This is a genomic window from Tenacibaculum bernardetii (assembly GCF_029125915.1).
In the GTDB taxonomy this organism is placed as follows: domain Bacteria; phylum Bacteroidota; class Bacteroidia; order Flavobacteriales; family Flavobacteriaceae; genus Polaribacter; species Polaribacter bernardetii.
The window spans coordinates 21,029-40,938 of the sequence record NZ_JAQJCU010000006.1 but is presented as its reverse complement, the minus strand read 5'-3'; the positions used below and the strand labels follow the sequence as shown (position 1 = coordinate 40,938).

Sequence of the window (19,910 nt, the reverse complement as noted above, 5' to 3'; positions counted from 1 at the left end):
AATTATTGATAAAACAAAAAAAAGACCACATTTTAATAAATGTGATCTTTTTTTGTTTTAGGTAAAAGTATTTTTAGTGCGATATAATTTTACTGTGTTTCTTAATCCATTGATTAAGTTGTTCAGTAGTCAAATTATATTTTTGTTGTATTTCGCTTCTTTTATTTTGAATGTGTGTTGCATTTAAAACAGCGTATTCATATTCTTTAGCTACTGATTTTTGAAACTTCTCGTAATAACTTTTTGCAGTTTCTTGTGGTTGTGTAGTTTTAGGTTTAAGAGCAGAATCACCAAGTAAATTAATCCACTGCGTAAATTCTTCAGCATTTAAATTATACTTTTTTTGCACTTCTTCTTTTTTACTTTGTAAGTAAGAAGGTGTTAAAATTGCCTTTTCATATTCTTCTACAGCCGATTTCTTAAATTTAGAATAATAAGCAACAGAGTGTTTTTGAGGTAAGCCAACATCTGTGCTTTTAACTACATTGTTATTAGAAACTAATAAGCTAGAGTATTTATTAATCCATTCAGTTAACTGAGCTGGATTTAAATTATATTGTTGTTGTAATTCGTCCTTTTTACTTTGTAAATGAGCAGCTGTTAAAACTAATTTGTCATACTCAGTAACTACAGAAAGCTGAAACTTTTCATAATAATTAGAAGCTGTTTGTTTAGTAGTATTATTTTGTACAGGTAGAGTTTTTTTTACTACAGGTTGCGTTACCGTTGGTTTGCTTTTTGGTGTAGAAGTAGCTACGGTGGTAGTTTCTGTATAACCGGCATTGCTTGTATATGCAGCTGTTTCGTCTTTATACCATGCTTGTGGAATATTGTTTAGCTGTTTGTCATTTACAATAATAGCATCAATTTCATTACTAGTAGTGTCTAAACTTTCTAATTTCGTACACCCTTTAACATCTAAGTTGGTTAAACGATTAAAACTGCAATATAGGCTTTCAAGATTTTTGTTGTCTCCAAGAATAAGTTCTGTTAACTCATTATTATCACAACTCACATAAATTAACTCAACATTATTACGAAGGTCAAGACGCTCTATTTGGTTATCACTACAGTTTAAAAATGTAATAGAGGTACTTTTAGATAAATCTATTTTAGTAATATTATTACCAAAGCAATCGATACGTTTTAAATTAGGAAAACTTTCAAGACCTGTTAAATCTTTAATTTTCGAATGTACATTAGGTAAAAGTTTATTTGTTATCGGGTCGTTTACATTTAAGTTAACAACATGTCTTGCGTCACTAACCAAAATACTTCCGTTTAAACCGTTAGAGTCTATTCCTAAATCGATTAGACATTCTTCCAAACCAATATCAGGAATGATAATAGTTTCTTGTGCAACTACATTTAAAGTTAACAGTAATATAATATATAAAGATGTGAATTTTTTCATAAAAGGTAAATTTGTGGCAAAATTATATATTTATATGATTTAGACAAGTAAAAAGAGTAAGAGATTTCTGTATTAACATAAACGCATTTAAAACTAGTATATTTGCTAGCTGTATTTAAAGTCCTATATGATAACCCAACAAACCATAGAAAAAGTTTTTGAAGCCGCCCAAGTAGCCGAGGTGATAGGTGAATTTGTGCAATTAAAAAAATCAGGAAGTAGTTTTAAAGGCTTAAGTCCGTTTACAGATGAGAGAACTCCGTCTTTTATGGTATCGCCTGTAAAACAGATATGGAAAGATTTTAGTACAGGAAAAGGAGGGAACGCAGTTTCTTTTTTGATGGAACATGAGCATTACACGTATCCGGAGGCAATTAAATGGTTGGCTAAAAAATACAACATCGAAATTGAAGAAACCGAGCAGTCTGACGAGCAAAAAGAGCAGCTGAACGAAAGAGAAAGTATGTTTTTGGCATCTAAATTTGCTAAAGATTACTTTCACGATGTATTAATGAACAGCCAAAAGGGGCGTGCAATCGGATTGTCTTACTTTAAAGAAAGAGGTTTTAGAGAAGATATTATCGAAAAATTTGATTTAGGATATTGTAAGGATGAATGGACTAATTTTACTGATGCAGCATTAGCAAAGGGCTATGATTTAAAGTATTTAAAATCTACAGGTTTAACAATTGTAAAGGAAGGCGGGCCACAAATAAAAAAATTTGATCGTTTTAAAGGTCGTGTAATGTTTCCGATACACAGTATGTCGGGGCGTATTTTAGGTTTTGGAGGTAGAATACTTACCAACGATAAAAAAGCAGCAAAATATTTAAACTCTCCTGAGAGTGATATATACCATAAAAGTAAAATTTTATACGGAATTTATCATGCAAAGAAAGAGATAGCAAAACAAGATAACTGTTATTTGGTAGAAGGATATACTGATGTTATTTCTTTTTATCAATCGGGAGTAGAAAATGTGGTTGCTTCTTCTGGTACTGCGCTTACTTCCGATCAAATTCGATTGGTAAATCGATTAACTAAAAATATTACCGTTTTATTTGATGGCGATGCAGCCGGAATTAGAGCTTCTATTCGTGGTATCGATTTGATTCTTGAACAAGGAATGAATGTAAAAGTAGTTTCTTTTCCTGAAGGTGAAGATCCTGATAGTTTTGCAAAAGCACATTCTACAGAAGAATTAAAACAATATTTAGACGAAAAGTCACAAGACTTTATTGAGTTTAAAGTGTCTTTGTTAATGGAAGATGCAGCGAATGATCCTGTAAAAAAAGCAGGATTAATTCGTGATATTGTTACCAGTATTTCTAAAATTCCTGATGGCATTCAGCGAGAAGTATACGTGCAAGAATGTGCGCGTATTATGGATATTTCTGAACGTGTTTTGTTTAGCGAATTAGCGCAGTTGATAAGTAAAGGATTGGCTAATTCTAATAAACAGAGTCAAGGTAGTAGTTCTTATCAACCGCAAGCGGAATATTCATCACAACAAGAAAAAGCTTCGTTAGGTCTTGTAAAAGGAGGAGGAAAAGGTCGTCAGAAAATTGATCAGCTTAATATTTTAGAAAAAGAAATTATAAGAATATTGTTGTTGTACGGAAATGAAGTAATCGATTTTGTAAATTGGGTTGATGGCGTTGATGAAAAAGGTCGCCCAGTCATGGAAAAAGAAGAATATCAAAATACGGTTTCTAATGAGCTTTATTTAAATTTACAAGAAGATGAAATTGAGTTTGCCAACGAAATTTTTAAATTAACTTATTATCAATTAGTGCATCAGTTAAATCAAGATGAAAAAATTTCTATCGATCAATTAATAATGCATGAAAATCAAGAAATATCAAATTTAGTAACCAATATTTTAATGGATGAAGAAAAATATTCTTTAAGCGATTGGGAGCGAAAAGAGATTTTTGTGACAGAAACGGTAAAAATATTGCCTAAACTAGTTTCAGATGCTGTGTTAAATTTAAGAAGGGTTTTAATTGAAGAAAAAATTAAAGAGATAATGCACGAAGTACAAACGCAAAATGCAGTTCTCGATTTAGAAGAAATTTCTAATTACACCGATTTAAAAAAGCGATTATTCGAGAAACTTAACAGAGTGGTTTAGATATTAATATATAAGTGTTTCTCCTTTTTATAATATCATTTATTTTTAGTAATTTCGTTACGAAAAAAAGAAAAAAGATATTATGAAAAAATTGCTAGGTTTTTTTGAGCTACTAAGATTGATTTTACTGTTGCCGTTTAAAATTTCGAACGGACATAAAAAACATGCCTATCAAAAGATTAAACGACAAATGCTGTTGGTTAATTTACTTTAAGTTACTAGGTATTTCGCAAACAGGAATAGGGACCATTTTGTGCTGATTAATTCGATTAAGACGAGTGTATATTTTAAATACTTCTAGTTTTCTATCAGAAAAATCAGCATTGTTTTTACCTTCATTTTGCATTTGCATTGCCCATTCTAATTCATCATACGACGCACCTATTTGATCTTCGTCTGTTCTGCTGTCACCGAATAAACCATCTGTAGGTTGTGCTTTTTGAATTGATTGTGGCACTTCTAAATATGCAGCTAAGTCAAATACTTCAGATTTAACTAAATCTGCAATAGGACTTAAATCAACACCTCCATCACCATACTTGGTGTAAAAACCTACGCCAAAATCTTCTACTTTATTACCAGTTCCGGCTACTAATAATCCGTGTAAGCCTGCAAAATAATACAAAGTAGTCATGCGTAAACGCGCACGTGTATTTGCTAAGGCTAAATCGGTTTTTGCTGATTTTTCAACATTAGGAACCACGGTTTTAAAATCTTCAAAAGTACTGGTTAAATTTACTTCTACTTCCGTAACATTGCTAAAACGTTCTTTTAATTGTTTAATATGTTCATTTGCCCTGTTTATTTGACTTTCTGCCTGATGAATCGGTAACTCGACACATAAAGTAGGTAAACCCGTTTTTGCACATAAAGTGGAGGTTACAGCACTATCTATACCACCAGAAACACCAACTACAAATCCGTTAACACCAGAATTTGTAGCGTATTCTTTTAGCCATTGTACAATATGTTCTGAAACTTTAGGTGTATTCATAATTAGATAGATTTTATAAAGGTTTATATAAAAAGGATATAAACTATTTTAGTAATTTCGACGTTGTAATGTTGAATGTAAATATACTAAAGTTCATGAGAAAAATTTTAGCACTTTGTGTTTTAGTTTCTGGTTTAATGTCTTGTAAAAAAGAGGCAGCTATTAATTTTAAAGTTGATGCTTCTAACATTGATGTTGTTGTAAATATAGATCGATTTGATGTTGATTTTTATACAACGACTCCAAATGATTTAAATCAAACAAAAAAAAAATATCCGTTGTTGTTTCCGCGACAACCTGATAGTGTTTGGGTGAATAAAATAAATAACGAGGATGAAAGAGAATTGTTTAATGAAACTCAAAAAGTTTATAAAAGCATAGATACTTTAAAGGCTGAGTTAACATCACTTTTTAAGCATTTAAAATATTACAATCCGAAGTTTAAAAGCCCGAGAGTAATTACAATGTTAACAAATATCGACTATGATAATCGCATTGTATATGCCGATAGTTTATTGTTAATTTCTTTAGATGCTTATCTTGGGGAAAATCATCGGTTTTATAATGATTATCCGGTTTATGTAAAGCAAAACAATGATAAAAAACATATTATTGTAGATGTAGCAAAAGCAATCATAAATGCACAAGTGTTTTCGGGGAAACAAAGAAGTTTTATTGATAAGATAATTCAAAAAGGAAAAAGAATGTATTTGTTAGATACCTATTTACCTATGGTTTCTGATGATCAAAAAATAGGCTATTCTAAAGTTAAATATGATTGGGCAAAAAGTAATGAAGAACATATTTGGAAATATTTTATTGAAAAAGATATGTTGTATAGTACCAATAAAGAATTAGATAAACGCTTTATAGATATAGCCCCTTTTTCTAAGTTTTATATGGAGCAAGACAATCAATCCCCAGGTAGAATAGGGGAGTTTATTGGTTGGCAGATTGTACGTTCGTACATGCAAAAGAATGACGTATCTTTGCAAGAATTATTACAAAAAAACGAAGAGGAAATCTTCAAGAATTCAAAATATAAACCAAAGAAATAATGGCGATAGAGCACACTTCTAAAATAACATTTAAGGTAGGGTTAGACGAGAATAAAGTTCCTGAAGAAATTTCATGGAATGCCGAAGATGGCGGAATTGATAACGAACCTTCTAAGGCAATCATGTTATCGGTTTGGGATCATAAGAAAAAAGATACTTTGCGTATGGATCTTTGGACAAAAGACATGCCTGTTGATGAGATGAAGCAGTTTTATCATCAAACATTAGTGTCTATGGCAGCGTCATTTGAAAGAGCTACAGACGATGCTAAAATGGGGGCAACCATGCGAGATTTTTGTGATTACTTTGCAGAAAAATTAGAATTGAAAAAATAATAAAAAAAGCGAGCTATTAAGCTCGCTTTTTTTATACGGTATGTTTTTTTATTTTATTAATGATAAGGTCATAATCTTCAGTGTTGTTCACAAAATCTAAATCAGAAACATCTATAATTAAAATATTTAAATTGGGTTCTGTTTTTATAAAGTTGCTGTAACCATCGTGTATTTTTTGTAAATAACTAGCTTCTATATTTTGTTCGTAATCTCTTCCTCGCTTTTTAATGTTTTCTAATAAACGTTCTGTATTTTGATATAAATACACATATAAATCAGGTTTAGTGATTTCTTTGTACATTAAATCGAACATTTTACGGTATAATTTATACTCGTCTTTTTGCAAGGTAACTTGGGCAAAAATTAAAGATTTAAAAATGTAGTAATCAGAAACAATAAAGTTTTTAAATAAATCAAATTGTGCTAAATCATCTGTTAATTGCTGATATCTATCCGCCAAAAAACTCATTTCTAACGGAAAAGCATAACGCTCATTATCTTCATAAAATTTTGGTAAAAACGGATTATCAGCAAAACGTTCTAACACGATTTTTGCGTTAAATTCGTCAGACATCATATTAGCTAATGATGTTTTTCCTGCTCCAATATTTCCTTCTATAGCAATGTAATTATATTTTTCGGTAATAGGAGTTGGTCTTTTTAATAGCTCTTTAACAAGTGTGATTTCTGAATCGTCTATACAATTTTCTAAACAAATATATAAATGCTTTTTTTCTATTGGATGAATGGTATTTCTAGCAATTTCTACTAAAGGAACCAATACAAACTTTCGATCTAACATCCGCGGATGCGGTACAATAAGATTTTTAGAGAAAATAATTTCATCTTCAAATAAAATAATATCGATATCAATAATTCTGTCTGCATAACCCCCTGTATCTTTCCTAGTTCTTCCTAATTCGCTCTCTATTGCAAGCAGACTTTTAATTAAGCTTTCGGGTGGTAAATAAGTAGAAACTTTAATACAGGTATTGTAAAAGTCGGCACCATCAAAACCTAATGAAGGTGTTTTATATACGGAAGCAATTTTAAGGACAGCACCAATTTTATCAGCAATTATATTAATTGCATTCTGAATGTTTTCGAGCTTATCACCTTTATTGGTTCCTATTGATAAATATGTTATTCGTTGTATTTTCATGTGTAGATTGCAAAGAAAAATAAAACTAGAACAACATAAGTAAAAAAACATACTTTTTTTATTTTAAATAAGGTAGGGTAAGGCTCATTAGATTTGTTTTATATATGGATTTCTTTATAGAGTATAGTTTTTATTATGATTATTGGGGAATGGTCAAAAACAAAACTCTTGAAATATTGCTAGTTTTAGTGGTTTTTTTAGATGTTTATAACTCTAAGATCTCCCTGTTAATAAGGTAACAAAAAAGGCAACCATATGGTTGCCTTTTTTTAATTTTATAGGAAAGATTTTTACTCTTCTTTTCTAGGTTCTCTTGGTTTTCTGTCATCACGCCCGCGGTTATCTCTGCTTCTGTTATCACGTCCGCCAGAACGTTTATCATCCCTTGGTGGTCTTGCTACATAACCTTCTGGTTTTGGTAACAATGCTTTACGAGAAACTTTTTCTTTACGAGTTCTTGGATCCTGACCGAAATATTTCACATCAAAAACATCACCCATATTTACTACATCAGTAACGTTTTCTGTACGTTCCCAAGCTAATTCACTAACGTGTAATAAAACTTCGTTTCCTGGAGCATCCATATATTCTACAACTGCACCAAAATCTAACATTTTAATTACTTTAACCTGGTAAGCATTACCTACTGTTGGCTTGAAAAGCATAGATTCGATACGAGTAATAACTTCCTCTATCCCTGCAGGATCAGTTCCTAAGATTTCAATAATTCCTTCTTCGGTTACAGCATCTTCAGTAATTACAATTGTAGTTCCTGTTTCTTTCTGTAATTCTTGAATATGTTTACCTCCTGGTCCAATAAATGCACCAATCATATCATTAGGAATACGTCTGTTAATCATTTTAGGAGCATGTTCTTTAACTTCTTCGTTTGCTGAAGCAATCGTGTCAGTTAATTTCTCTAAAATATGTAAACGACCGTCACGAGCTTGTTTTAGTGCATTTACTAAAATTTCGTAACCTAAACCTTTTACTTTAATATCCATTTGACATGCAGTAATTCCTTCCGAAGTACCCGTTACTTTAAAGTCCATATCACCTAAGTGATCTTCGTCACCTAAAATATCAGATAAAACTGCGTAACGATCACCATCAGAAATTAATCCCATAGCAATACCAGAAACTGGTCTTGTCATTTTAACACCTGCGTCCATTAATGCCATCGTACCAGCACAAACTGTAGCCATAGAAGAAGAACCGTTAGATTCTAATACTTCAGATACTACTCTTACTGTATAAGGACAATCGTCTGGAATCATTCCTTTTAATCCACGTTGCGCTAAGTTACCATGACCAACTTCTCTACGAGACGTTCCTCTTAATGGTCTAGCTTCACCTGTACAAAAAGGAGGGAAGTTATAATGTAAATAGAAATTCTCTTCACCTTCGTAAGATGGCATGTCTATTTTATTTGCATCTCTTGATGTTCCTAAAGTAACAGTTGCTAATGCTTGCGTTTCTCCACGAGTAAAAATTGATGAACCGTGTGTAGAAGGTAAATAATCTACCTCACACCAAATTGGTCTAATTTCATCAGTCTTACGACCGTCTAAACGTAATCCTTCAGCTAAAGTTAATTCACGAACAGCAGCTTTTTGAGATTTATTGAAATATTTTCCAACTAAATCACCATAATCTGCTAATTCTTCTTCAGTAAAAGCAGCTTTTACTTCTTCTTTTACTTCAGCAAAAGCAGCAGAACGCTCTGCCTTAGAGGTTCCTTTTTTAGCGATAGCATAACACTTATCGTATGCAAGGTCATTTATTTTTGCAGCAACTTCTTCGTCTTCTCTTTCTCCTTCGTATTCTCTTGTTTCTTTCTTACCGAAAGCTTCTGCTAAACGTACTTGAGCAGCACACTGAATCTTAATAGATTCATGAGCAAATTTAATTGCATCTGCCATTTCTTCTTCAGAAATCTCATCCATTTCACCTTCAACCATCATTACAGAATCAGCTGATGCTCCAATCATCATATCGATGTCAGATTCTGCTAATTGTGCTCTGTTTGGGTTGATTACAAATTCTCCATTTACTCTAGCAACACGTGCTTCAGAAATTGGGCATTCGAAAGGGAAATCTGATAATTGAATAGCTGCTGATGCTGCTAAACCTGCTAATGCATCTGGCATAACATCTTCATCATGAGACATTAATTGGATCATTACTTGTACTTCTGAATGGTAATCTTTTGGGAATAATGGACGTAAAACACGGTCTACAAGACGCATTGTTAATACTTCACCATCACTTGGTCTAGCTTCTCTTTTAAAGAAACCACCTGGATAACGACCGGCAGCTGCAAACTTCTCTCTATAATCTACCGTTAATGGCAAGAAATCAACTGTTCCTGCTTTGTAGCTAGATACTACAGTACATAACAACATTGCTTTTCCCATTTGAACAACAACCGAACCATGGGCTTGTTTTGCTAACTTACCCGTTTCTAATGAGATGGTTCTTCCATCTCCAAGGTCAATGACCTCTCTAAATACTTTTGGAATCATAAATTTTAATTCTAAATTTTTAAATTGTTTGTTGTTATGTTGTTATTGTTTGTTGTTGCAATGGAAATTCAAAATTGTTGTTAAAAATCTTGAGTTTTTTATATAAATTTCTATTAGTTAGATAGAAATGAACTTTTTTTAAAATAAAAAAGAGGCACGTTTATAGAGCCTCTTTTTTGTGAGAATTATTTTCTAATTCCTAATTCTACGATAATCGCACGATATCTGTTGATTTCTGTTTTCTTTAAGTAATCTAGTAAACTTCTACGCTTACCTACCATCTTTACTAATGAACGCTCTGTATTAAAATCTTTACGATTTCTTTTTAAGTGCTCAGTTAAGTGGTTGATTCTAAATGTGAACAATGCAATTTGTCCTTCCGAAGTACCAGTATCAGCTTTACCTTTACCGTGTTTTTCGAATAATCCTTCTTTTACTTCTTTTGTTAAATACATTCCAATATTATTTAAATGATTTTTATGTACACCAATAATGTTTTTATTGATGCTGCAAATGTACAAATATTTTTTTATTTGAAATGTATAGAAATGAGTGTTTTTAAGCAGGATGAAAACAAAAAAAAAGCTAGCGTTAGCTAGCTTTTTTTTATGCTCTTATAGGTTGATTCTGAATCAAGTCTATATATAAATTTACTTGTTTCTTTAAGTTTTTACGTTCGTAAATCCCGTCTAAGAAACCATGTTCTAATACAAATTCAGATCGTTGAAAACCTTCAGGTAATTCTTTACCTGTTGTGTCTTTTACAACACGTGGCCCCGCAAATGCAATTAAAGCATTAGGTTCAGCAATATTAATATCACCCAACATTGCAAATGAAGCTGTTGTTCCTCCAGTAGTTGGATCGGTACATAATGATATGTACGGAATTTTAGCATCTGCTAATTGTGCCAATTTAGCTGATGTTTTTACTAATTGCATTAAAGATAATGATGCTTCCATCATACGTGCTCCTCCAGATTTTGAAATCATTAAAAAAGGAAGTTCGTTTTTGATAGCATAATCAATAGCTCTTGCTATTTTTTCTCCAACAACACTTCCCATAGATCCACCGATAAAAGCAAAATCCATAGAAGCAATAACGATATTGTTTCCGTAAGATTTACCTACAGCTGTACGAACAGCATCTTTTAAACCAGTTTTCTTTTGTGCCGCTTTTAAGCGATCTGGATATTTTTTAGTGTCTTCAAATTTTAAAGGATCTTTTGATGTTAAAGTTGCATTTAATTCAACAAAATTATTGTCATCAAAAAAAAGTTCGAAATACTCATGACTTCCAATACGAACATGGTATCCATCCTCAGGACTTACATATAAGTTTTTCTTTAGTTCATCAGTATCTATTACTTTACCACTAGGTGTTTTATACCACAAGCCTTTAGGCGTGTCTTTTTTTTCTTCGGTTGGGGTTTGAATCCCTTTGTCTGTACGTTTAAACCAAGCCATAGTTTAGTTTATATTTTGTTGTTTGTTTTTGGTTAACTCTTTATATTTTAAGAAAAGAGCTGACGACAAATGTAAATGATTTTTGTGAACTTTACTTTTGATAAATAAAAAAAAAGCACTTAGATTATTCTAAGTGCTTGTTTTTTAGAAGTTATGAATACTATAAAGTGTTTACATTATTTAAATCTTCAAATGCTTTTTTAAGACGTGTCTTAAATGTTAACTCGCCTTCTCTTAGCCATTTACGAGGGTCGTAGTGTTTTTTATTAGGTTTGTCAGCTCCATCAGGATTACCAATTTGAGTAGCCAAGTATTCTTTTTTATCTAAAACATAATCACGTACACCTTCGGTAAAGGCATACTGTAAATCAGTATCAATATTCATTTTTATAACTCCGTAACCAATTGCTTCTCTTATTTCTTCTAAAGTAGAACCTGATCCGCCATGAAAAACAAAATCAATTGTATTATGAGGAACATCATACTTTTTTGAAATATATTCTTGAGAGTTCTTTAAAATTTTCGGTGTTAATTTCACATTACCCGGCTTGTAAACTCCATGAACATTACCAAAAGCAGCAGCGATTGTAAATTGATCGCTTACTTTCATTAATTCTTCATAAGCAAAGGCAACTTCCTCTGGCTGTGTGTATAACTTAGAAACATCAACATCAGAATTATCTACGCCATCTTCTTCACCACCAGTTATTCCTAACTCAATTTCTAAAGTCATACCTATTTTACTCATACGAGCTAGGTATTTTTTACAAATTTCAATATTTTCCTCAATAGGTTCTTCAGATAAATCTATCATATGAGAACTATAAAGAGATTTTCCTGTTTCTTTATAAAACTGCTCACTTGCATCTAATAAACCATCAATCCAAGGTAATAATTTTTTAGCAGCATGATCTGTATGTAATATTACAGGAATTCCATAAGCTTCAGCTAATAAGTGCACATGTTTTGCTCCTGCAACAGCCCCAGCAATAGCAGCTTTTTCATTTTCGTTTGATAAACCTTTACCTGCATTAAATTGAGCTCCACCATTAGAAAACTGAATTATTACTGGTGAGTTTAATTCTTTTGCAGTTTCTAAAACAGTGTTTACGGTGTTAGAACCTACAACATTTACAGCAGGTAATGCAAAATTTTTATCTTTAGCTAATTGAAATATTGCTTGAACTTCTTTACCGGTAGCAACACCAGCCTTAATAGTATGAGCCATTTTATTTGTTTTTAGTTGTGTTTAGCGCATCAAAAATAAGAAATTTTCAACGTATTAATAAGAAATAACAGCAAGTGAATTGATAATAAAAATTAAAAAGGGTAGTTAATTCCTATATTTAATACAGAGCTAGAGAAATCGAAGTTCTTAAACCACTTATTATTCTCTAAATAAGGTTCATGTACTTTAAAGCCTAAATCTAATCGTGCTATTAAAAACTTAAAATCATAACGAAGTCCGAAACCAGAACCAACCGCCATATTAGTTAAAGATTTTATATTTTTAAACTTAGTACTTTCTTCAGTGAATTGAGAATTAGTAATGTCCCAAATATTTCCTGCATCAACAAATAAAGCTCCTTTTAAAGAACCTAATACATTAAATCGATATTCAAAACTCGATAAAAATTTTAAACTACCAATATTATATTCTAATCCTGGTTTTCTAGTTCCTGGTCCTAAATCATATGTTCTCCAAGCTCTAATATCGTTTGACCCTCCTGCAAAATAACTACGAGAAAATGGAATGTTAGATTTGTCGTAGGTTATAATTGCTCCTAAAAAAGTTCGATGTGCTAAAACAGTGTTGTTACCAAGATTCCAATATTTCTTATATTCTATATCTGTTTTAAAATACTGAGCAATAGGTATTTTAAAAACTGTTCTTTGCCCTCTGTCGTTTGTTTCGTTAGATAATAAACCCATAATGTTTCCTGAATTGGCAATTCTTAGCTTTAGAAAAGAAAAGTTTGCGTCTTTAGCATTTTCTTGGTTATTATACGTGTAACTATAAGCTATTTCAGGAATTAAAAAATCAGAAGTAATTATGTTGTAGCGATTAAAAATATTAAGGTTGTTTTGATATTCTGCAGGATTTGTGACTGCAAAAGAATTATCTTGGGCAACGTTTCTAATAAATTGAAGAATATCTGCAGAGTTACTAGAATTGTTAGCAGGCAGCGTGTATGCAGCTGTAGCGTCATCTACAGTTTTTAATTTAGAGTATTCTGAAGCATATATATTAAAATAATTATCAATATTTAAGTTTCGGATATATTGTGTATTAAAAAATTCTAACTGAATTGTTTTCTGTTCATTGTATTTCCATTTATAATCAATACCCACAGAAATATTTTGATTATCAAGACCTATATTTTTTTGAATACCACCACCCACAAAAAACTTTGTTCTAGGAAACATTTTTTTAGGCACAAGTTTATGTAACCCAAAAGGAGCCATAAAACGAGGTACTTCTAAAGAAAGATCAGCACCAACTTCCCAACCAGGTCCGTTATTTGAATTAAAGTAAGATCCGAAAGTCGATAGTTTAAAAATTTCAGCACCTTTAAAAGTATTTCTGTTTGTAACTGAAAACTTTAAAGAAACATCAAAATTTCTAATATTAGATCGAGAAAGTTCAGTATCTAAACCCAAAGTGTATTTTTCAATCGGAGTTAAAAAAACATCCGCTTCTAATTCATGATCATTTAATTCATTATAACGAATAGAAGTAGCTTTAAAGTTCTTTAACCCTCTTAAATGCGTACGTGTTAAATTTCTAGAAACATCATCATAAACGGCGTTAGGTTTAATAAATAACGATTGTGATAAGAACTTAGGATTGTATTTTAATTTTTTATGTGCATAAAAATTAATACCTTCATAGGAAGCAGAATCTTTATGAACGGAATTTCTTTCGTTATAAGTGTAATCGGTGTAGACGTTTATTTTTTTTATTTTTTGAATTTTAAAAGGAACAACTCTATCAGAAATGTTAATATCAACATCTGCTTTTTGATAGTTTTTTAGGGTGTCTATTTCAAAAGAAATATAATTTTCATTAAAATGGAATACTCCTTTATTTCTAAATAAATTAACTAATCGATTTGCCTCTTTAATAAAATTACCATCCTTGTATTGGTCTCCTGATTTAAGAAAACTTTTTTCTTTTAAGTCTTTATATATTACATCAAGAACAGGAGAAGATATTTTTGTGCTAATTGTATCTAAAAAAGAAGGTTTACCTTTTGATATATTATAAGATATGGCTCCCTTTTTATTACCTACAGAATCTTTTTGAGAAGAAACACGCGAACGGAAATAACCTTCGGTTTGAAAATAAGCATTTAAATTGGCTACTGTTTTTCTTGTTTTTTTATCATTAATAACAACAGGAGCTTCACCACTATTTAAAAACCAATTATTAAAGCCAATAAAGCTTTTAGCAACAGAGATACTTTGCTTTTCAGAAAAAGCACTTTTTAAGAAGGAATATGTTTTTGGTTTTTGTTTACCCCATTGTGTAGGCGTTTGTGGGCCTTCTGGGTTTCCTAAGTTGTAAAAATATAGCGATAAGGGGATGCCTAAAGCTTTCGCGTTAGGTCGTTGTATAAGTAATTCAGTAATGTTTTCGTCTGAGTTTTTTTCACTATCAACATAAATAGTGTTTTTTGTTAGTAATAACTCATTTTCTTTTACATATTTTATCGTATTACACGAACTGAATAAGACTACTAATAAAAAGAAGAAAGAAAGTTTTTTCATTAACTTTACGCCTCGTATTTTAAAGATCAAAAATACTAATTTTTAGTGGTTATAATGTGTTAAAAAAGATTTAATGAGTTTATCTAAAAGCAACCTGAAGTTAATAACAAGTTTACAGCAAAAAAAGTATCGCCAAAAGCATAAATTATTTGTAGCGGAGGGAATAAAGGTTGTAAAAGAATTATTAAACTCTTCTTTAGAAGCATCGCATGTTTTTACGGTAGATGAATCTTTTGTTGTTTCGAATGAAATAGTGTGTACTGTTATATCAGATAATGAATTAAAAAAAATTAGCACTTTAAAAAATCCGAATAAAGTTTTAGGGTTATTTAAAATACCCGAAGCAAAGCAAACTAATGAAACAGGATTAATAATTGCTTTAGATGAAGTGAATGATCCTGGTAATTTAGGAACTATTATCCGTTTATGCGATTGGTTTGGAGTATCAGAGCTTGTTTGCTCTAAAAATACTGTTGATTGTTATAACCAGAAAGTAGTGCAATCTACTATGGGTTCTTTAACGAGAGTTAATGTTTCTTATGTTGATTTACCTGATTTTTTATCTAGTACACAATTGCCAACTTACACGGCAGATATGGACGGAAATAATGTGTACAAAGCATCGTTGCCAGAAAAAGCTGTTTTAGTAATGGGGAATGAAGCAAACGGAATTTCAGCAGAAATTTCAGCAATTGTAAAGCACAAATTAACCATTCCTAGGTTTGGTGAAATTCAACAAACAGAAAGTTTAAATGTTGCTACAGCAACTGCTATTTTATTAAGCGAGTTTAAAAGAGGTTTAGAATAATCCGTTAATTTGAGCGTCTATTCTATCGATAATAGAACCTAAATCTTCTTGATTTTTAACGAAATCTAAATTATCAACATCTATAATTAATAGTTTTCCTTTGGTGTATTTACTAATCCAAGCTTCGTAACGTTCGTTTAATCGACTTAAATAATCGATGCTAATAGAGTTTTCATACTCTCTACCACGTTTGTGAATTTGTCCAACAAGTGTAGAAATATCGGCACGTAAATAAATTAATAAATCTGGCGGAGTTACCAAATTTTCCATTAATTCAAATAAAGAAGAGTAATTGCTATAATCACGATTTGTCATTAAACCCATTGCATGTAAGTTGGGTGCAAAAATGTGAGCATCTTCATAGATTGTTCTATCTTGAATAATTTTTTTACCAGATTGTCTTAATTCTAAAACCTGACGAAAACGGCTGTTTAAAAAGAAAACTTGCAGATTAAAAGACCAACGTTCCATCTCAGCATAAAAATCATCTAAATAAGGATTTTCATCTACCGATTCGAAATGTGGATCCCAATTATAATGTTTTGCTAATAATTGTGTTAATGTTGTTTTACCTGCGCCTATATTTCCGGCAATTGCTACATGCATATTTTTAGATATTTCAAGATGGTAAAATTACATAAAAAAAGGGATTTCAAAAGGTTTTAGCACATCAATTTATATCCGTATCCTCGTACATTTACAATTTGAATATTTTCATCGTGTTTTAATTTCTTACGTAATTTAGAAATAAATACATCCATACTGCGTGCGTTAAAAAAATCGTCATTACCCCATAATTTTTTCAATATAAAAGAACGATCTAATATTTCGTTTTTCTTTTGATAAAGATGAAATAACAATTCAGATTCTCGGTGGGTTAGTAATTCAGGTTCTGAATTAAAAAATAAAGTTTGTTTGCTGTGATTAAAAATGAAGTTACCAATTCTTAATTTATCAGAAGTTGTTTTTAACTGAGTTCTATTTAATAAAGAATGAACACGAACAATAAGTTCTTCCATAGAGAAAGGTTTTTTCAAATAATCGTTGCCTCCATGTTCAAAACCTTCTAAAACATCTTTCGTTTGTGATTTAGCTGTTAAAAAAATAATAGGAATATGTTTGTTTTCTAAACGGATTTCTTTGGCTAAAGTAAAACCATCTTTTTTTGGCATCATAACATCTAAAACCAACACATCTGGTAGCTCTTTTTTATATAAACTAAAGGCCTGTTCGCCGTCTTGGGCATGAAAGACTTCAAAATCTCTCGTTTCTAAACTTTCTTTTATAATTTGCCCTAAACTAGGCTCGTCTTCTGCTAACAATAATTTTATTTTTTTACTCATTTGGCAGCGTAATTTTAAAAGTAGTTTCTTTTGAATTTGAAGTTAAAGAAAGGAAGCCGTTGTGTTTTTCTATGATTTTTTTAGAATAATATAAGCCAATTCCAAAACCTTTTACGTCGTGTGTGTTTCCTTTCGGAACTCGATAAAATTTTTCGAATATTTTTTCTTGTTGATTTTTCTCAATCCCTATTCCATTGTCAGTAATCGAAATTTCGATATTGCTTGGTACAAATACTATATTTATTTGTATCGTATCTCCTCCATATTTTATGGCGTTGTCGATAAGATTAGAAACTGCATTTTCAAGATGAAATACATCTATTTCTGTAGTTAATGTAGCAATATTTGTTGAGAAATAAATGTTTTTATCAATCAATATTTGCTGATGCTTTTGGGATATTTTCTCAACTAAATCAATAATATTTATCGGCTCCTTTTGCAACATTAAATTCTCACTATCTAAAGTTGCTGTTTCTAATAATTTCTCTACCATTTGATGTAGTTTTTTAAGTTGAACCGAAGAAATAGAAAGGTATTTTTTAGTTTTCTCTTTATCGTTAATCATATTAAAATTATCAATAGCTTCAATAGCAGTAGAAATTGTTGTAATGGGCGTTTTAAACTCGTGCGTAATGTTGCTTATTAGATCGTTTTTAATTTCAGCTAATTCTTTTTGTTGATTGATGACCTTTAATAAATAGAATAAGCTAGAAATTACAGCAAGCGATAATAGTAGGGACAAAATGATGCCTGTAGAGCTTCTTTTTAAAGCCTCGTATGTTGGGTTTTTATAATAGAGGTTAAATTTTTCATCAGCTTTTAAATAGGTAGATTTTGATTCAGCTTTAAGAAACGATTTTGTAGTGTTGGTTTTGTTGCTGTAAAAAAGTGTGTCTTTTTTTAAGTGATTAAAATAATATTTAGTGTTAATTCCTTTACTAATAAGTTCTTTTGATAGAATCGAATCAATATTTTTATAATTTATAGTGTCGTTTTGTATCGCTATAAAAATAGTTTGTAACCCTTTTATCAATTTTAAACTATCAGTGGCTTTTTTACCTAAGAAAACTTGAATATTTTCTGTCTTTTTAGGTTTTATATCCGAAAAAATATTTTTAGAAACTTTTACACTACTTTTTATTGGTGTAGAGTTAATCTCTTGTTTATTAAAAATAGATTCTATAAAAGAGGAATCCATTTTTTTAAAATCCTTATCATCACTATTTATTTCAATAGAAGTTATTTTAAAAGAAAGACTATCTTTTTTTAGGTGATTTTGCTTTTTTCTTTTTTTTAATCCTGATGTTTTAAATATGTCTTTCCAAATTTTATCTTTTTTTAATTTATCGGAAGCAGTAAGTTTTTCTGGCTCTACAATTGCAAAATGATTTTTTTTAGAAAGGTTTACGTAGTAAGCTTCAATTGAATTATCTAAGCTTAGTTGAATTTCATTTAAAACACGCTGTTTATTTTGTTCATAATTTTTATAGTTCCAATATAACTGTACACTAACGGTGGTTAGTATCGTTATAATGATAAAATATAAAATCCAACGATGTTTTTTGTTTTCCATGTTTCAAAGATAAGTAGTTAGCTGTAATTACAATAATGGCTTAACACTCGTTAACATTGGTTAACTTAAAGTAAATATTAATCTGTTCATATTTGTAGTATAAAATTTAAAAGATAACTAACATGAAAAAAATTATTACCATATTATTAATTAGTCTCTCTAGCATTATATATTCTCAAGAAGATAATACAACAACAGCAGAGATAAAAGAAAGTAACATAACAACAATAGTGTTAACTGTTGATTCTATTAAAGAATTAAAAAGTATCAATTGGGATGATGTAAAAGAGGTCTTTAACGAAAATACAGATAATGAAGAAAAAGTAATTTTAGGTTTTAAGGTTAAGAATAACAAAAAGGACTCTAACTTAAAATATAAACATAGTTTTCAGGTAGAGGGCAAATTGTCTGATTTAAATGAAACAATTAAAGTAGTAAAGAAAACAATTAAAATATTAGAAAATTTATAAAAATGAAAAAAGCAATAGCTATAATAACACTGTTTTTAAGTATCTCAATTTATGCACAAGGTTTTCAAGGAAAAGCAACTTATAAAACGCATAGAAAGGTAGATTTTAAAATGAAAGATAAAAAAGGAGGCAATTCAGATCTTCAAAAACAATTACAAGCACAATTGTTAAAACAATTTCAAAAAACATATACTTTAAATTTTAGCAAAACAGAATCTACTTATAAACAAAATGCAGCATTATCTGCTCCACAGGCTCAAAACGGAGTAAGCATTAAAATTATGGGTAATGGTGGTGGAACCGATGTTTTATATAAAAACATTGCTGATAAACGATTTGTAAATAAAACTGAAATTAGTGGGAAGCGTTTTCTTATTAAAGACAAACTAACTGATTTTGATTGGGAAATGACAAGCGAGACCAAAAATATAGGTAATTATACTTGTTATAAAGCAACAAAGAAAAGAGAAGAAACAAGAACTTCTTTTTCTATGACTGATGGAGAAAGAGAAGAGAAAAAAGAAAAAGTAACCATAGAAACTGTTGCTTGGTATACACCACAAGTGGCAGTAAGTAACGGTCCTGGGAGTTTTTGGGGATTGCCAGGGTTGATTTTAGAAATTCAAGACGGAAAACAAACAATAGTTTGTACCGAAATAGTAATGAATCCGTCAGATAAAGTTCAGATTAAAGAACCATCAAAAGGAAAAAAAGTTACTCAGAAAAAATTTGATAAAATAATGGAAAAGCATTCTAAAGAAATGATGGAACGTTTTAAAAGTAAGCGTAAAAGTAAAGATGGCAATTCATTTAGCATAGAAATACAAGGTTAAAATTAAACCTTTTCAGTTTTGTTAAG

The 19,910-nt window shown here is 30.6% G+C and carries 17 protein-coding genes; 6 read left to right on the top strand and 11 right to left on the bottom strand.

Annotation, left to right across the window (positions count from 1 at the left end; genetic code table 11):
• Positions 1-73: 73 nt before the first annotated feature.
• On the bottom strand, positions 74-1,414 hold the full coding sequence (locus P2G10_RS06385) for a leucine-rich repeat domain-containing protein (RefSeq protein WP_275315737.1): 1,341 nt from the start codon (positions 1,412-1,414) through the stop codon (positions 74-76).
• Positions 1,415-1,541: 127 nt separating this feature from the next.
• Here P2G10_RS06385 and dnaG point away from each other — a divergent pair, with 127 nt between their 5' ends.
• The gene (dnaG, locus tag P2G10_RS06380; protein ID WP_275315736.1) at positions 1,542-3,548 is read left to right on the top strand and encodes a DNA primase; all 2,007 of its coding nucleotides are present in this window, start codon (positions 1,542-1,544) and stop codon (positions 3,546-3,548) included.
• 205 nt (positions 3,549-3,753) lie between these two features.
• Here the strand turns inward: dnaG and nadE are convergent, their stop codons facing one another.
• Positions 3,754-4,542, bottom strand: coding sequence for an NAD(+) synthase (gene nadE / locus P2G10_RS06375; protein WP_275315735.1), 789 nt, complete (start codon positions 4,540-4,542; stop codon positions 3,754-3,756).
• Positions 4,543-4,637: 95 nt separating this feature from the next.
• Between nadE and gldB the strand changes: the two genes are divergently transcribed.
• The gene (gene gldB, locus P2G10_RS06370) at positions 4,638-5,600 is read left to right on the top strand and encodes a gliding motility lipoprotein GldB (RefSeq protein ID WP_275315734.1); all 963 of its coding nucleotides are present in this window, start codon (positions 4,638-4,640) and stop codon (positions 5,598-5,600) included.
• Complete coding sequence (gldC, locus tag P2G10_RS06365; RefSeq protein ID WP_218771432.1) at positions 5,600-5,935, top strand: gliding motility protein GldC; 336 nt, start codon at positions 5,600-5,602, stop codon at positions 5,933-5,935. Before gldB ends, gldC begins: the two co-directional genes overlap by 1 nt.
• A gap of 31 nt (positions 5,936-5,966) precedes the next feature.
• Here gldC and folK read toward each other — a convergent pair whose 3' ends face one another.
• The 6 genes from folK to tamL form a co-directional block, all read right to left on the bottom strand.
• Positions 5,967-7,097, bottom strand: a complete 1,131-nt coding sequence (gene folK, locus P2G10_RS06360) for a 2-amino-4-hydroxy-6-hydroxymethyldihydropteridine diphosphokinase (protein ID WP_275315733.1) — start codon at positions 7,095-7,097, stop codon at positions 5,967-5,969.
• Positions 7,098-7,387: 290 nt separating this feature from the next.
• Positions 7,388-9,622 (bottom strand): polyribonucleotide nucleotidyltransferase, encoded by a 2,235-nt coding sequence (locus P2G10_RS06355; protein ID WP_275315732.1) that lies wholly within the window; start codon positions 9,620-9,622, stop codon positions 7,388-7,390.
• 185 nt (positions 9,623-9,807) lie between these two features.
• Positions 9,808-10,077 (bottom strand): 30S ribosomal protein S15, encoded by a 270-nt coding sequence (rpsO, locus tag P2G10_RS06350; RefSeq protein WP_218771429.1) that lies wholly within the window; start codon positions 10,075-10,077, stop codon positions 9,808-9,810.
• A gap of 151 nt (positions 10,078-10,228) precedes the next feature.
• Entirely contained in the window at positions 10,229-11,086 is an 858-nt protein-coding gene (gene accD / locus P2G10_RS06345; protein ID WP_275315731.1) for an acetyl-CoA carboxylase, carboxyltransferase subunit beta, read from the bottom strand.
• A gap of 160 nt (positions 11,087-11,246) precedes the next feature.
• The gene (fbaA, locus tag P2G10_RS06340; RefSeq protein ID WP_218771427.1) at positions 11,247-12,314 is read right to left on the bottom strand and encodes a class II fructose-bisphosphate aldolase; all 1,068 of its coding nucleotides are present in this window, start codon (positions 12,312-12,314) and stop codon (positions 11,247-11,249) included.
• Positions 12,315-12,406: 92 nt separating this feature from the next.
• Entirely contained in the window at positions 12,407-14,857 is a 2,451-nt protein-coding gene (tamL, locus tag P2G10_RS06335) for a translocation and assembly module lipoprotein TamL (protein WP_275315730.1), read from the bottom strand.
• Between the two features lie 73 nt (positions 14,858-14,930).
• On the opposite strand from tamL, the gene P2G10_RS06330 reads away from it, so the two are divergent.
• Positions 14,931-15,665 carry a TrmH family RNA methyltransferase gene (locus P2G10_RS06330; protein WP_275315728.1) on the top strand — a complete coding sequence of 245 codons (735 nt, stop codon included), beginning with the start codon at positions 14,931-14,933 and terminating at the stop codon, positions 15,663-15,665.
• On the opposite strand, the gene P2G10_RS06325 is transcribed toward P2G10_RS06330, so the two are convergent.
• The 3 genes from P2G10_RS06325 to P2G10_RS06315 are packed head-to-tail and all read right to left on the bottom strand — an operon-like array spanning position 15,657 to position 18,581.
• Complete coding sequence (locus tag P2G10_RS06325) at positions 15,657-16,283, bottom strand: deoxynucleoside kinase (protein WP_255555929.1); 627 nt, start codon at positions 16,281-16,283, stop codon at positions 15,657-15,659. The two genes, P2G10_RS06330 and P2G10_RS06325, sit on opposite strands and share 9 nt — an antisense overlap.
• Positions 16,284-16,327: 44 nt before the next feature.
• Positions 16,328-17,008 (bottom strand): response regulator transcription factor, encoded by a 681-nt coding sequence (locus P2G10_RS06320; RefSeq protein WP_218771423.1) that lies wholly within the window; start codon positions 17,006-17,008, stop codon positions 16,328-16,330.
• Entirely contained in the window at positions 17,001-18,581 is a 1,581-nt protein-coding gene (locus P2G10_RS06315) for a sensor histidine kinase (protein WP_275315726.1), read from the bottom strand. Before P2G10_RS06315 ends, P2G10_RS06320 begins: the two co-directional genes overlap by 8 nt.
• A gap of 122 nt (positions 18,582-18,703) precedes the next feature.
• Here P2G10_RS06315 and P2G10_RS06310 point away from each other — a divergent pair, with 122 nt between their 5' ends.
• Both P2G10_RS06310 and P2G10_RS06305 read left to right on the top strand, forming a co-directional pair.
• The gene (locus tag P2G10_RS06310) at positions 18,704-19,051 is read left to right on the top strand and encodes a hypothetical protein (RefSeq protein WP_275315725.1); all 348 of its coding nucleotides are present in this window, start codon (positions 18,704-18,706) and stop codon (positions 19,049-19,051) included.
• A 2-nt stretch (positions 19,052-19,053) separates the two neighbouring features.
• The gene (locus tag P2G10_RS06305; RefSeq protein ID WP_275315723.1) at positions 19,054-19,884 is read left to right on the top strand and encodes a GLPGLI family protein; all 831 of its coding nucleotides are present in this window, start codon (positions 19,054-19,056) and stop codon (positions 19,882-19,884) included.
• Positions 19,885-19,910 lie beyond the last annotated feature (26 nt).